Source organism: Sulfitobacter sp. 1A15299 (assembly GCF_043556915.1).
In the GTDB taxonomy this organism is placed as follows: Bacteria; Pseudomonadota; Alphaproteobacteria; order Rhodobacterales; family Rhodobacteraceae; genus Sulfitobacter.
Genome location: NZ_JBIFFJ010000007.1, coordinates 94792 through 108440 on the forward strand (window position 1 = coordinate 94792; position 13649 = coordinate 108440).

Here is a 13649-nt window from a genome sequence, read left to right on the forward strand (position 1 = left end):
TGCGGTTAGGTCTAAGCCTTTGACATTATATTTAAGAGTTCGCCATGGCCATCACCACCACCAAATCCGCCTATCGCAAAGGGATCGTCGATGCGCTGCCCTTTGTGCTGGTGATCATCCCCTTCGCCTCGCTCTTCGGTCTATTGGCCACCGAGGCCGGGTTGAACGTGTTCGAAACGCTGACCTTTTCGATCGTGGTGATCGCCGGGGCCGCGCAGTTCACGGCGCTGCAACTGCTGCGAGAAGACGTGCCCACGGCCATCGTGCTGGCCTCGGCGCTGGCGGTGAACCTGCGCATGGCGATGTATTCGGCCTCTCTCACCCCGTGGATTGGCGGCGCGCCGCTGTGGCAACGGGCGCTGGCGGCCTATATGACGGTTGACCAATCCTATGTCGCTGCGATGACGCAATATGAGCGCGACCCTCAGATGACGGTGCCGCAGCGGATGGCCTATTTCTTTGGGACCGTGACGCCGGTTGTGCCGCTTTGGTATATCTTCACGCTGATCGGCGCGATGGTGGGAGCCAGCGTGCCGGATAGCTGGGCGCTGGACTTCGCCATTCCGATCACCTTTCTGGCCATGATCGCGCCGATGTTCCGCACGCTGGCCCATGTGGCGGCGGCGGTGGTCGCGGTCGTTGTCAGCCTTTTCGCCGTCGAGGTGCCCTATGCGCTTGGGCTGATCATCGCGGGGCTCGCAGGCATGATCACCGGCGCCCAGGTCGAGGCGTGGATGGAACGGCGCAAACCGGGGAGCACGGCATGATGATCGATAGAACCGCACTTTGGGTCGTGATCATCGGCCTCGGGCTGGGCAGCTTTTTCCTGCGCTTTGTCTTTACCGGCTTGGTTGGCAACAAACAGATGCCCGCATGGCTCTTGCGGCATCTGCGCTATACTGCCGTGGCGATTCTGCCCGCGTTGGTGGCACCGCAGGTGATCTGGCCTTCGGCCACCGGGGGGCAATTCGACCTGCCGCGCGTCACCGCGGCGGCGGTGACATTGGGCGTGGGGCTGGTGACCAAGAACGTCCTCGCCGCGATCCTGTCAGGGGCCGCGGCGCTTTATGGGATGCTCTATCTGGTGGGGTAAGCGCGGGCGCTACTGTCGGGCCAGTTGCGCCGCGCGCAGGGCGTCGATCACATCGCCCTCATCGTCTTCGTAATATTTCGTCGTGGTGACGCCCGGCAGGGCCTCGAACCGCTCTTGCAGCTTGACGGGATAGAAGGTCGACCCGACGCTTTGAAACCCCGGCAACTGGCTGAGAATGCCGCTGGTGGCATTGGCGCAAAAGGCACCGGGCACCGCGCCATTGGCGGTCACCAGTTCAAGCGCGCGTTCGGCCACCTCGGGGCTCACGGGGATTTCCTGACTGACCACATGAAAGGTGCTGCGCGCATGAGCCGATTTATAGGCCTGCAACCACGCGGGCGTCACCCCGTAGAGCACATCGCCCCGCTCGGCCATCCGCGCATCCCGAAACGATCCGGCGGGGTCAAAGATCACCCGTTGCGAGCCATTCACCATCAGCGCGCTATGGCCGCCGCTGCCGGTGCGGTTGTTCACCATGGTCATCAATGTGAGGGACGGCGGCTCGGGCGCGCGGTAGGCTGCACGCGCCACAACCTCGGGCGGGCTATCGGGGCTTTGATCCACCGAACAGCCAGCCAGAACGCCAATAAGCGCAATCGACGCCAAGAGAGTCTTCAAACCATTACCCTCTCGCCCAGGGATAGGACATGATCAACCGGCAAAGATTGCCAACAGAACAAGAATCACGAGGATGACGACGGTGCTGCGTGTCACGAAGGTCATGAACCCGTCAAAGGTCTTTTTCTGCGCTTCGTAATTCATGCTGCCGTGTTCATGTTCAGCCATTTTCGTCTCCCTAAGACAATTTGTTGGCGCTGATTACCCTATTCGCATCACCCTGTCACGGGGGGATCATGCGCAGAAAACCATACTAGCTTTGCGCGGAACTACGCGCTAAAGGGGAATCTTACACTTCCCCGCACGTTATAGAGTCTCTCAGCTTTCGCCGTCTTCCAGATCGGCGACCAAGCGAAAGCCGATCCGTTGCGGCGCGGCATCCGGCACCTTTTTCGGCAAGGCCCGCAGCATCACGTTCAACTGCCCCACATGCTGCACCAATTGCGCCCGCGCCCCTGCCGGATCGACGCCGTAGAAGGTGATGATATCGGGGTCGAAATACCCCATGCCTTCGATCCGCAGCACGCCGGCGTCGCCCCCGGCAAAGCCGATCGCCGCCTCATGATCGTTGTCGAGCTTTTCCTCGAAATTCTTGAGGTAGAGCACGACCCGCTCATAGGCCCATTGGGCGGGGGATTTCTGTTTAACCGGCTTGCCGGTCACCGATTTGGGCAGGGGTTGATCGCCCGACTTGGGCTGATCCGCGCCCGTGTGCACCTCATGCATGCGCGGTAATGCCGCAGCCTCATAGGCCTCGGCTGCCGTTTTCACCTCATCGCCCATCGCTCACCCTTTGCGCTGATACACCCATGCGCCATCCGCCGCGCGCAAGCTGCGCGTGGCCTCTCCGGCTTGGTAAAGGTGGCTCAGATGGGCGACGGCTTCAACCAACGCGAGGCCATATTCCGCCTCACCGATATTGCGTTTGAACAGCGGCGCGAAACATTCCGAGGCCGATTTCGGCATGTCGATATGGGCCAGAAGCCTGCGCAGGGCGCTGTGATGGTTTTCGATCAACTGCTTTAGCCGCGTCGGCAGGCCGGTGAAGGGCAGTTTGTGGCCGCCAAGCACCAGATGATCTTCCCGCGCCAAGGGCAGAAAACGCTCGCAAGCCTCCAGCCATTCGCCGATGGGGTCGGCCATCGGCTCGGTCGGGTAGACGCCGATGTTGGGGCTGATGGAGGGGAGGATCTGATCCCCCGCGATCACCAGATTGTCGTCGCGGCTCCAAAAGGTCGCATGTTCGGGGGCGTGGCCATTGCCGATATGCACCTCCCAATCGCGCCCGCCCATGCGGATCACATCGCCCTGCCGGAGGCGGGTGAACCCCAGCGGCAGCGGGGCCACCACATCGGCGAAATTGAACGGCCGCTCGCTGGCGCGTTTGTCATAGAGCGCCGAGGCCATCCCCGCCTTGCGGTAGAACGCAAGGGCTTCGGCGACCGGCACCTCTTGGACATCGAGCGTCAGCATCCGCGCGGTCAACCACGCGGTGCGCGTGGTGACCAGTTCCGCCCCGAACTCGCTCTGCAACCATCCGGCAAGGCCGATGTGATCGGGGTGGTGATGGGTGACGACCACGCGCGCAATCGGCTTGCCGCCAAGCGGCCCTGCCATCAGCCCGCGCCAAATCTCCTTGGCCCGGCGCGAGGCGAAGCCCGTGTCGATCACCGTCCAGCTATCGCCCTCGTCCAAGGCATAGACGTTGACGTGATCCAGCTTCATCGGCAGCGGAAGGCGGAACCAAAGCACCCCCGGCGCCACCTCTATCGCCTCCCCCTCGGCGGGCGGCACCTCCCAAGGATAGCGCAGCCCTTTGGGCGTTTTCGGCGAAGCGGCGGAGAGGGTGGCCTGTTCTGTCATCAGCTTCTCAGGTCTTCGACATCGAGCGCATAGAGATCTTCTGCCCCGGCCTGCGCATGAGCCAGCAGGCCCTGATGCTCGGGCAAGAGACGTTGGATATAGAACCGCGCCAGCTTGGCCCGCGCATCGCCCGCGCCGGCGGTCTTCTCGGCCATGGCGGCTTGCAGATGCAGATGCCCGCCCAGCACACGGGCGAAGGCGCGCAGATAGGGCACGGCACCGGCGAAACGCGCGTTCATGTCTTTCTGCGCGGTCATCCACTCGGTCGCCTCGCGCAGGGTCTCACTGGCCTGCCAGACCGCATCGGCCATGCGCGGGAAAGGGCCGCGGGCGGATTCCGCATGGGCTTCGATCTCATCCAAGAGCCGGTTCGCCGCCTCTCCGCCGTCCATCATCTTGCGGCCCACAAGGTCCATCGCCTGAATGCCGTTGGTGCCCTCGTAGATCGCCGTGACGCGCACGTCGCGGCTGAACTGCGCCGCGCCGGTTTCTTCGATAAAGCCCATGCCGCCATGCACCTGCACGCCCATCTCGGCGACGCCGATGCCCACATCAGTGCCAAATGCCTTGGTGATCGGCGTGAGGAACGCGGCCCGGGCCGCCCATTCGTCGCCCTGCCCGGCGCGCGCCATGTCGCTGGCATAGGCACAGCTCAGCGCGATCGCGCGGGAGGCAAAGATATCGGCCTTCATGCTCAGAAGCATCCGGCGCACGTCGGCGTGATCTACGATGGTGCCGGTGCCGCCTTCGACGGGAGAGCGGCCCTGCTTACGCTCCAGCGCATAGTCCAGCGCCAGTTGATAGGCGCCTTCAGCCGCGCCGATGCCCTGTTCGCCGACACCAAGGCGGGCGTTGTTCATCATGGTGAACATCGCCGCCATGCCGCCACCTTCGCGGCCCACCAGCCAGCCGGTGGCCTTGTCATATTGCATGACCGCGGTGGGCGATCCGTGCAGGCCCATCTTATGCTCAAGGCTGACCACATTCACGCCATTGCGCTGGCCCGGCGCGCCATTCTCATCAGGGATGAACTTCGGCACGAGGAAAAGGCTGATCCCCTTGGTCCCCGCGGGCGCCCCCGGCAGGCGCGCTAGGACAAGGTGGCAGACATTGCCCGCGAAATCATTGTCACCCCAAGAGATGTAGATCTTCTGACCAGAGACCGCATAAGTCCCGTCGCCATTGTCTTCGGCCCGGCTGCTCAGCGCGCCTACGTCCGAGCCCGCCTGCGGCTCGGTCAGGTTCATCGTGCCGGTCCATTCGCCCGAGATCAGCTTAGGCAGGTACAATTCCTTGATCGCGTCGCTCGCGTGATGCTCCAATGCTTCGATCTGCCCTTGGCTCATCAGGGGGGCGAGTTGCAGCGACAGGCAAGCGCCGCTCATCATCTCGTTGACCGCGCTGGTCAGGGTCATCGGCAGGCCCATGCCGCCGTATTCAGGGTCCGCCGACATGCCGATCCAACCGCCCTCTGCAATCGCGGCGAAACCTTCGGCAAACCCCGGAGAGGTGCGCAGGACGCCGTTCTCCAGCTTGGCAGGGTGCAGATCTCCGCCCCGTTGCAGCGGCGCCAGCACGTCATCGCAAAGCCGTCCGGCCTCTGACAGGATCGCGCCGGTGACGTCTTCACTGGCCTCAGCGAAACGCTCGGTGCTGCGAAGCGTTGCGAAATCCAACACGTCCTCAATCAGAAAACGGTAGTCATCCACGGCGGCGCGGTACGGCATATCATATCCTCCTGAAAGGCGCGCTTGTTCTGGCAAGCCTGACATGGCCCTGATAAAGGCTGGTTTATGTTGCCGCCAGCATGAAATGCCCGGCCGCCCCCCGCAACCCAAACGCGGCGTCACGGGATGCTGCATGATCCGACAGGCCGAAACACCCGATGACCCAGCCGACCGAAACCCTGACCGCCACGCCCCAAGGCATCGCCCGCGCGGCGCGCCTGCTGCAAGACGGCGCGCTGGTTGCCCTGCCGACCGAGACGGTCTATGGCCTTGGCGCGGATGCCCGCAACGGTGAGGCTGTCGCGGGCATCTACGCCGCCAAGGGCCGGCCCAGTTTCAACCCGCTGATCGTGCATCTGCCGGATATCGACACCGCCAAACGCTACGTGCAATGGACCAAGGAGGCCGACCGGCTGGCGCAGGCCTTTTGGCCCGGCGCGCTGACGCTGGTCCTGCCGGTGAAACCGGACAGCGGGCTGTCGTCGCTGGTGACGGCGGGGCTGCCGAGCCTTGCGGTGCGGGTGCCCGCCCACCCCGCCATGCAGCAGGTCTTGCAGGAACTCGGTGGGCCGGTCGCTGCGCCCTCGGCCAATCCCTCGGGCAAGATCAGCGCGACCACGGCGGCGCATGTGCAGGCGGGCCTCGACGGTAAGATCGCAGCGGTGCTGGACGACGGCGCTTGCCCCGTTGGGTTGGAAAGCACGATCATCGGCCTGACCGGCCCCCGCCCCGCGCTGCTGCGCGCAGGCGGTCTGCCGAGCGAGGCAATCGAGGCCGCGCTTGGCCAGAGGCTAGAGGTTATCGATGGGGCCGAGATCATCGCGCCGGGGCAGCTCGCCTCGCATTACGCGCCCGGCGCGGCGGTGCGGCTGAATGCGCGAACGGCGGGGCCGGGTGAAGTGCTGCTCGGGTTTGGCGAGATGATCTGCGACCTCAACCTCTCCCCCTCCGGCGATCTGACCGAGGCTGCGGCGAAACTGTTCGACCACCTGCACCAGTTGGACGCGACCGGCCAGACCATTGCCGTGGCCCCGATCCCCGATCACGGGCTGGGCCGCGCGATCAATGACCGATTGGCCCGCGCCGCAGCACCGCGTTAGGCGTGCCCGGCTGAGGCCGACAGCCCCAAAGGGTCGATCCCCAGTGACTTGAGCGCCGCGCCCCATTTTTCGGCATCCGGCAGGTCGAAAATCACCTCGGGCGAGGCTTCGCAGGTCAGCCATCCGTTCTGGGCGATCTCGCCCTCCAACTGCCCCGGCCCCCAGCCCGCATAGCCCAGCATCAACTGCGCCTGCGCCGGGCCTTTGCCGGTGGCGATGTCTTCGAGGATGTCGCGGGTCGTGGTCAGGGCGATGCCATCGCCCACGCGCAGCGTCTCAATGGCCGATCGGTATTCGTCCGAATGCAACACAAAGCCGCGCCCGGTCTCGACCGGCCCGCCGAAGTGCACGGCCAGCGATTTGGCCTGCGGCGGCGTGTCTTCAACCAGCTGATCCAGCACATCCGACAGGCGCAGTTCCGGGGCGGGTTTGTTCACGATCAACCCCATCGCCCCCTGTTCGGAATGCGCCGAAAGATAGATCACCGAATGGGCGAAACGCGGATCGCCCATGCCCGGCATCGCGACCAGCAGCTTGCCCGTCAGTTCCATCTTCTGCCCCGTCAACGCTCACCTCCTGAAGGTAACCTTTCTTTGAACATGGCCGCTTGCGCCCCACAAAACAAGAGAGGCGCCCCAGCCTCCGCCGCATCGGCGAAACATGGATGATACAAATGTGACTTGGCAGGCGCGGATGGATACCGCATCAAGTCCGCATGAATATATCGCGCCTCTTCTCCGCCGTTCTCTCCTATCTCGCCCTCGCCCTGCCCGTCGCGGCGCAGAATGCTGTCGGCACGCCCTTGCAGGGCGATCTGCTCACCGGGTGGCAGCAGCCTGACGGGCGGCGGGTGGCAGCGATCCGGTTGCGTATGGCGCCGGGCTGGAAGACCTATTGGCGCAGCCCCGGGGATGCTGGCATCCCGCCTGAGTTCGACTGGTCCGGCTCGGACAACCTGCGCGATGTGCAGATCACATGGCCCGCGCCCAAGGTCTTTGACCAAGGCGGGGTGAACTCCATCGGCTATGCCCGCGAGGTGATCCTGCCGCTGACCATCACCCCGCGCCGCCCCGGTGCCCCGGTGACGTTGGACACCAGCATCGACCTTGGCGTCTGCAGCGACATCTGCCTGCCCCAGACCATCCACCTGCGCGCCCTGCTCGACACCCGCGAGAGCAAGCCCACCCCGGCCATCGCCGCCGCCTTTGCCGCACGCCCCTATTCCGGGGCCGAGGCCGGACTGAAAAGCGCCCATTGCAGCCTGCGCCCCACCGCCCGGGGGCTGGAGATCGAAACCCGGCTTTCCCTGCCCTCTGCCGGGGGCAAGGAAACCGTGGTGATCGAACCCGGCAACCCCAACATGTGGATGAGCGAGACCGTGAGCCAGCGGTCGGGCAATACGCTCGTCGCCAGCGGTGAGATGATCGCCGAGAATGGCACCGCGCTGGCGCTCGACCGTTCCGCCATTCGGATCACGGTGATTGGCAAGAACCACGCGGTCGAGGTGACGGGCTGTACCTCGGGCTAAACCCGCGCGCTACTTGCGGCGCTGATGCTCGTCCAGCCGGGGCATGATCTCAACGAAGTTGCAGGGCATGTGGCGGTAGTCCAACTGTTTCAGAAGGATCCCGTCCCACGCATCTTTGCAGGCGCCCGGGCTGCCCGGCAGCGCGAACAGATACGTCCCCTGCGCCACGCCGCCCGTGGCGCGGCTTTGCACCGCGCTGGTGCCGATCTTCTCCATCGAGATCATGGTGAAGACCGTGCCGAAGGCGTCGATCTCTTTCTCATAGACATCGCGGTGCGCTTCGACTGTCACATCGCGCCCGGTTAGGCCGGTGCCGCCCGTGCTGATCACCACGTCGATCTCTGGATCCGCACACCAGTCGCGCAGAAGCGCTGCGATGGCGGGGCGGTCGTCGGTCACGATCTCGCGGGCGGCCAGCAGATGGCCTGCCGCTTCGATCCGCGCGACGAGCACATCACCCGAACGGTCCTCCGCCAAGCTGCGGCTGTCCGAGACGGTCAGCACGGCGATTCTCACGGGGATGAACGCCCGGGTGTCGTCGATCCTGCTCATGTCCGCTCCATCATTGCCAAACGCGCGGCCAGTGCCACGAAAATACCGCTGCTGATCCAGCCCAGCAGCCGCCCGCCGCCCGCCAACCGCCGCCCGATCCCGGCGGCAAAGACACCCACCGCGCCGTTGATGACGAAGCCGCCCAGAGCCAGCACCGCACCAAAGGTCAGGAACTGCGCCAGGACCGGCCCAGCCTCGGGCACCACGAATTGCGGCAAGAAGGCCAGCACGAAAAGGATCACCTTGGGGTTCGTCAGATTGACGGCGAAACCGGTGTTGAACGCGCGCCATCCGCCCATTCCGGGCGCCGTATCGCGCGGCTTGCCGGCCTGTCGCAGGGTTTGCACCGCAAGCCAGAGCAGATAGGCCACGCCAAGCCAGCGGATCAGGTCCAGCGCCCAGGGCAGCGCCGCGACGACCGCGCCCAGCCCCAACCCGGCCAAGGCCACATGCACCAGCACGCCCGCCGAGATCCCCGCGCTCGCCGCCAATGCGGCACGCGGGCCTGAGCGCAGCCCCTGCCCGAGGCAGAACATCATATCCGCCCCCGGCGTGAGGTTCAGCGCCAAGGCGGCAGGCACGAAGGCCAGAAGGGTCAGCGCATCAACCATCGCGCAGCTTGGCCTGAACGCTGAGCAAATCGGCCCAAGCCTCGCGCTTGGCCTCGCGGTTGCGCAGCAGATAGCCGGGATGCACCATCGGCATGCAAGAAAGATCGGCGGCCTTGGTCCAATTGCCGCGCAGACGCATGATGCTGCGTTTCTCCAAAAGCGACTGGCAGGACCAATTGCCAAAGAGCACCAACACCCTGGGCTTGGCCAATTCGATGTGACGCTGTACAAAGGGCCGCATCATCGCGATCTCATCAGGCTTCGGGTCGCGCCCTTGCGGCGTGCGCCACGGCAGGATGTTCGACAGATAGACATTGCGGTCCCGCCCCATGTCGATCGCCGCCAGCATCCGGTCGAGCATCTGGCCCACGCGCCCCACGAAAGGCTTGCCCGCGCGGTCTTCGTCGCGGTCGGGGGATTCGCCCAAGATCATCAGCGGCGCGCCGGGCACCCCATCGGCGAAAACCAGATTGCGCGCGCCCTTGTGCAGCTCGCAATGATCGAACCCTTGGATCGCGGCGCGAAGCTCTTCCAAGCTCTGCGCGCCCTGCGCGGCGCGCCGGGCCAGCGCCACCGGATCGGGCTGCTCAGAAGCTTGCAGGGGCTGCGGCCCTTTGGCCAGTTTGGCGCTGGCCTTGGGCGGGCTTGCGGGCACCTCATAGCGGTTGACCGGCGCGTCGCAGATCGCCTCGGTCGCGCCAAGCTCGACCTGCCACGCCAGCATCTCTGCCGCCTGATGATAATCGAATGATTCCATGACCCGTAGCTTACGCCCTGTGGGCGAGAGGCGAAATGCCCTATCGCTGCGCTTTACGCGCCAAGCCCCCCGCGCCTATAAGGCGGCAACAGCAGAAGGGATCGCCACCATGTCATTCGCCCATCGCCACCTGCTTGGCATCGAGCAGCTTTCGCAATCCGACATTACCACCCTTCTGGATTTGGCCGACACCTATGCCGACCGGAACCGCCAGCCGCAAAAGCACTCCGACGCACTGCGCGGGCTGACGCAGATCAACATGTTCTTCGAGAATTCCACCCGCACGCAGGCGAGTTTCGAGATCGCGGGCAAACGCCTTGGCGCGGATGTGATGAATATGGCGATGCAGGCAAGCTCGATCAAAAAGGGCGAGACGCTGATCGACACGGCGATGACGCTGAATGCCATGCACCCCGATCTACTGGTGGTGCGCCACCCGCAATCCGGCGCGGTGGACCTGCTGGCCCAAAAGGTGAACTGCGCCGTGCTCAACGCGGGCGACGGGCGGCACGAACACCCCACGCAGGCGCTGCTCGATGCGCTGACGATCCGCCGCGCCAAGGGGCGGCTGCACCGGCTCAGCATCGCGATCTGCGGCGATATCGCGCACAGCCGCGTGGCACGGTCGAACATCCTGCTCTTGGGCAAGATGGAGAACCGCATCCGCCTTGTCGGCCCGCCGACCCTGATGCCCAGCCAGATCGACCAGTTCGGCGTCGAGGTCTTCGACGACATGAAAAAGGGGCTCGAAGGTGTCGACGTGGTGATGATGCTGCGGCTTCAGAAAGAGCGGATGGACGGCGGCTTTATCCCGTCGGAGCGCGAGTATTACCACCGCTACGGGCTCGACGCCGAAAAGCTTGCCCATGCCAGCCCCGAGGCCATCGTCATGCACCCCGGCCCGATGAACCGCGGGGTGGAGATTGACGGCACCTTGGCCGACGACATCAACCGTTCCGTCATTCAAGATCAGGTCGAGATGGGCGTCGCCGTGCGCATGGCCGCGATGGACCTGCTGGCGCGCAACCACATCGCTGCCCAACCCGGCGCGGCCTGACCGGAACCCCGAAGGGCCGGGCGGCGTTTTCCTGAGAACAGTCAAAGGAAGCCGTCATGCCCCATACAGAAGTCGCCCCGCAAGAAGCTGGCAAGGTCCGCGTCTATGCCCTTTCGCTCTCGGATGCCGAGGCACGGGCGATGCGCGATGATGAGACCGCGCAGGCCGCAGCCCTCGGGGTCGAGCGGATCGACGGGGCTTATACAGAGGTCTTTCGGGTGGCCGACCTCGATCAACTGGGGCTTGCAGGCTATCTGCGCGACGGCAATGGCGTGAACCCCGAGCAGATCGAGACGGACCGCAGCAAGCTTGCCGCGCTCGACGGTTGGGTGATGATCGTCTACTCCCGCGCTTTCGCCGGGCAATCTTTGCAGCTGGCCCCAATCCCGGCGCTGACCCATATCGGCACCTATACCGAAGGCGGCCCCGACACGCCCGTGCAGGCGATGGAGGCCGAAGCCGCGCAGCCCTACACTGGCATCCCCCGGGTCTCTCCAACTGAGCCCGCCAAGGGCGGCGGCGGCAAGACGATGGTGATCGTGGCCGTTGTCGCGCTGATCCTGCTGATCATCTGGTGGCTGCTGGCCTAAGACGAAAACCGCTGGCACCCTCGGGGCTGGCGGGCTACATCTGGCCCATGCAAGAACCTGAACACGATCCCAAGATGTCTGGCCGTATCGCCATAGTCGCCCTTCTGGTGGCCTTCGGCGTGGTCGGGCTGATGATTTGGATTGGCGGCTAGCGGTCAGAACGGGGGGCACCCGCCCAAAAGACCGCTTGGTTTGGGGGGCGATTTGGGGCATGACAGCGGCGCATCCGCTATCGCATCAAAGGCCCGCCCATGACCCAGTTCTTCACCAATCTGCGCCTTCTCGACCCTCAGGCAGGCACGCTTGAGCCTGCTGCGGTTCTGGTCCGCAACGGGGTGATTGCCGAGGTGCTGGCCGATGGAGCCACAGCGCCCGAGGGCGCGGAACTGGTCGATTGCGGCGGTCATATCCTCGCCCCCGGTATCGTCGATATTGGCGTGAAAGTCTGCGAACCGGGCGAGCGCCACAAGGAAAGCTACCGCTCTGCGGGCCTTGCCGCGGCGGCGGGCGGGGTCACCACCATGGTCACGCGCCCCGACACCGATCCGGCCATCGACAGCCCCGAGACCCTCGAATTCGTCACCCGCCGCGCCAATGAAGCCGCCCCAGTGAATGTCGTGCCCATGGCCGCGCTGACCAAGGGCCGCGAGGGGCGCGAGATGACCGAGATCGGCTTTCTGATGGACGCCGGCGCCGCTGCCTTCACCGATTGCGACCGCGTGGTGACGGATACCAAGGTCTTCTCCCGCGCGCTGACATATGCCCGCAGCCTCGGCGCGCTGGTCATCGCCCACCCGCAGGATCCGGGGCTGAGCAAGGGGGCGACCGTCACCTCCGGCAAATTCGCCTCACTGCGCGGGCTTCCGGCGGTCTCGCCCATGGCCGAGCGGATGGGGCTGGACCGCGACATCGCACTGATCGAGATGACCGGCGCGCGCTACCACGCCGACCAGATCACCACCGCCCGCGCCCTGCCCGCGCTGGAACGCGCCAAGCGCAACGGGCTCGACATCACCGCCGGTGTCGGCATCCACCACCTGACGTTGAACGCGCTCGACGTGGCCGACTATCGCACCTTCTTCAAGGTAAAGCCGCCGCTGCGCGATGAGGAAGACCGCCTTGCCGTGGTCGAAGCCGTGGCCAGCGGCCTGATCGACATCATCTGTTCCATGCACACCCCGCAGGACGAAGAGAGCAAACGCCTGCCCTTCGAGGAAGCCGCCAGCGGCGCGGTGGGGCTGGAGACGTTGCTGCCCGCCGCGATGCGTCTGGTCCATGCCGAGATGATGGACCTGCCCACGCTCTGGCGCGCGCTGTCGCTGAACCCGGCCAAACGCCTCGGCCTGCCCGGCGGGCGGATTGCCGTGGGCGCGCCTGCGGATATGGTCCTTTTCAACCCCGACGCGCCCTTCGTGCTGGACCGCGCGACGCTGCGGTCGAAATCCCGCAACACGCCCTTTGACGGGATGCGGATGCAGGGTAAGGTCGTGGCAACTTATGTAGCAGGTTCCTGCGTTTACGAGGCGAATTGATGCCCCCTATCGAGACTTCCGTCGAATTGATCCTTTTCTGGGCGCTGGCAGGCTATGTCATCGGCTCTATCGCCTTTGGCATGTTGCTGGCGCGGTTGATGGGGCTGGGCAACCTGCGCGATATCGGATCGGGCAACATCGGCGCGACCAATGTTCTGCGCACCGGCAACAAGAAGGCGGCGGCGCTGACGCTGTTGTTGGACGGGGCCAAGGGGGCCGTGGCGGTGCTGCTGGCCCGTGCCTTCGCGGGCGAAGATGCGGCGCAGGCGGCGGCGCTTGGTGCGATGATCGGCCATTGCTACCCGGTCTGGCTGGGCTTTCGTGGCGGCAAGGGTGTGGCGACCTTTTTGGGCCTCATGCTGGCGCTGGCTTGGCCGGTCGGGCTGGCCTGCTGTGCGGTCTGGCTGGCCACGGCAGCGCTCTCTCGCATCTCATCCCTATCCGCACTGGCGGCGGCGGCAAGCTCGACCTTTTTGCTGATTTTCCTCGGCTACGGGGAAATGCTGCTTTTGGGCATCGCCCTGACCTTGCTGATCTTTTGGCGGCACCGCGATAATATTCGCCGGATCCGCGCAGGTACGGAATCGCGCATCGGCCAGAAAGGCTGACACCGCCCCTGGG

General features: G+C 65.1%; 17 protein-coding genes. 8 read left to right on the plus strand and 9 right to left on the minus strand.

Annotated features, from left to right (window positions below):
- Nucleotides 1–44: 44 nt before the first annotated feature.
- Both ACGYK7_RS10370 and ACGYK7_RS10375 read left to right on the plus strand, forming a co-directional pair.
- On the plus strand, nucleotides 45–767 hold the full coding sequence (locus ACGYK7_RS10370; RefSeq protein WP_394401869.1) for an AzlC family ABC transporter permease: 723 nt from the start codon (nucleotides 45–47) through the stop codon (nucleotides 765–767).
- Nucleotides 767–1093, plus strand: a complete 327-nt coding sequence (locus ACGYK7_RS10375; protein WP_067265610.1) for an AzlD domain-containing protein — start codon at nucleotides 767–769, stop codon at nucleotides 1091–1093. The genes ACGYK7_RS10370 and ACGYK7_RS10375 overlap by 1 nt, the downstream gene beginning before the upstream one ends.
- Before the next feature lie 9 nt (nucleotides 1094–1102).
- On the opposite strand, the gene ACGYK7_RS10380 is transcribed toward ACGYK7_RS10375, so the two are convergent.
- The 5 genes from ACGYK7_RS10380 to ACGYK7_RS10400 form a co-directional block, all read right to left on the minus strand.
- Nucleotides 1103–1711 (minus strand): hypothetical protein, encoded by a 609-nt coding sequence (locus ACGYK7_RS10380; RefSeq protein ID WP_394401872.1) that lies wholly within the window; start codon nucleotides 1709–1711, stop codon nucleotides 1103–1105.
- Nucleotides 1712–1744: 33 nt separating this feature from the next.
- Nucleotides 1745–1879 (minus strand): aa3-type cytochrome c oxidase subunit IV, encoded by a 135-nt coding sequence (locus ACGYK7_RS10385; protein WP_394401875.1) that lies wholly within the window; start codon nucleotides 1877–1879, stop codon nucleotides 1745–1747.
- Nucleotides 1880–2029: 150 nt separating this feature from the next.
- On the minus strand, nucleotides 2030–2494 hold the full coding sequence (locus tag ACGYK7_RS10390) for a DUF6173 family protein (protein ID WP_394401877.1): 465 nt from the start codon (nucleotides 2492–2494) through the stop codon (nucleotides 2030–2032).
- A gap of 3 nt (nucleotides 2495–2497) precedes the next feature.
- Nucleotides 2498–3574, minus strand: a complete 1077-nt coding sequence (locus ACGYK7_RS10395) for an MBL fold metallo-hydrolase (RefSeq protein ID WP_394401879.1) — start codon at nucleotides 3572–3574, stop codon at nucleotides 2498–2500.
- Entirely contained in the window at nucleotides 3574–5301 is a 1728-nt protein-coding gene (locus tag ACGYK7_RS10400; RefSeq protein WP_394401882.1) for an acyl-CoA dehydrogenase, read from the minus strand. The genes ACGYK7_RS10395 and ACGYK7_RS10400 overlap by 1 nt, the downstream gene beginning before the upstream one ends.
- A 158-nt stretch (nucleotides 5302–5459) precedes the next feature.
- Here ACGYK7_RS10400 and ACGYK7_RS10405 point away from each other — a divergent pair, with 158 nt between their 5' ends.
- Nucleotides 5460–6401, plus strand: coding sequence for an L-threonylcarbamoyladenylate synthase (locus ACGYK7_RS10405; protein ID WP_394401884.1), 942 nt, complete (start codon nucleotides 5460–5462; stop codon nucleotides 6399–6401).
- Here ACGYK7_RS10405 and ACGYK7_RS10410 read toward each other — a convergent pair.
- Nucleotides 6398–6952, minus strand: coding sequence for a YqgE/AlgH family protein (locus ACGYK7_RS10410; RefSeq protein WP_394401946.1), 555 nt, complete (start codon nucleotides 6950–6952; stop codon nucleotides 6398–6400). The genes ACGYK7_RS10405 and ACGYK7_RS10410 overlap by 4 nt on opposite strands.
- Nucleotides 6953–7116: 164 nt before the next feature.
- Here ACGYK7_RS10410 and ACGYK7_RS10415 point away from each other — a divergent pair, with 164 nt between their 5' ends.
- Entirely contained in the window at nucleotides 7117–7929 is an 813-nt protein-coding gene (locus ACGYK7_RS10415) for a protein-disulfide reductase DsbD domain-containing protein (protein WP_394401886.1), read from the plus strand.
- 9 nt (nucleotides 7930–7938) lie between these two features.
- Here ACGYK7_RS10415 and moaB read toward each other — a convergent pair whose 3' ends face one another.
- From moaB to ACGYK7_RS10430, 3 genes are read right to left on the minus strand one after another with little or no spacing between them, the layout of a single operon-like run.
- Complete coding sequence (gene moaB, locus ACGYK7_RS10420) at nucleotides 7939–8481, minus strand: molybdenum cofactor biosynthesis protein B (RefSeq protein WP_394401888.1); 543 nt, start codon at nucleotides 8479–8481, stop codon at nucleotides 7939–7941.
- Nucleotides 8478–9092 carry a LysE family translocator gene (locus ACGYK7_RS10425; RefSeq protein ID WP_394401890.1) on the minus strand — a complete coding sequence of 205 codons (615 nt, stop codon included), beginning with the start codon at nucleotides 9090–9092 and terminating at the stop codon, nucleotides 8478–8480. Before ACGYK7_RS10425 ends, moaB begins: the two co-directional genes overlap by 4 nt.
- Entirely contained in the window at nucleotides 9085–9849 is a 765-nt protein-coding gene (locus tag ACGYK7_RS10430; RefSeq protein WP_394401892.1) for a uracil-DNA glycosylase family protein, read from the minus strand. The genes ACGYK7_RS10425 and ACGYK7_RS10430 overlap by 8 nt, the downstream gene beginning before the upstream one ends.
- 109 nt (nucleotides 9850–9958) lie before the next feature.
- Here ACGYK7_RS10430 and ACGYK7_RS10435 point away from each other — a divergent pair, with 109 nt between their 5' ends.
- The 4 genes from ACGYK7_RS10435 (at nucleotide 9959) to plsY (ending at nucleotide 13636) form a co-directional block, all read left to right on the plus strand.
- Nucleotides 9959–10906 carry an aspartate carbamoyltransferase catalytic subunit gene (locus ACGYK7_RS10435; RefSeq protein ID WP_394401893.1) on the plus strand — a complete coding sequence of 316 codons (948 nt, stop codon included), beginning with the start codon at nucleotides 9959–9961 and terminating at the stop codon, nucleotides 10904–10906.
- 56 nt (nucleotides 10907–10962) lie between these two features.
- Nucleotides 10963–11496: a hypothetical protein gene (locus tag ACGYK7_RS10440; protein ID WP_394401895.1), complete on the plus strand. Its 534-nt coding sequence runs from the start codon at nucleotides 10963–10965 to the stop codon at nucleotides 11494–11496.
- 251 nt (nucleotides 11497–11747) lie between these two features.
- Entirely contained in the window at nucleotides 11748–13028 is a 1281-nt protein-coding gene (pyrC, locus tag ACGYK7_RS10445) for a dihydroorotase (protein ID WP_394401898.1), read from the plus strand.
- On the plus strand, nucleotides 13028–13636 hold the full coding sequence (gene plsY, locus ACGYK7_RS10450; protein WP_394401900.1) for a glycerol-3-phosphate 1-O-acyltransferase PlsY: 609 nt from the start codon (nucleotides 13028–13030) through the stop codon (nucleotides 13634–13636). The genes pyrC and plsY overlap by 1 nt, the downstream gene beginning before the upstream one ends.
- Nucleotides 13637–13649: the final 13 nt, after the last annotated feature.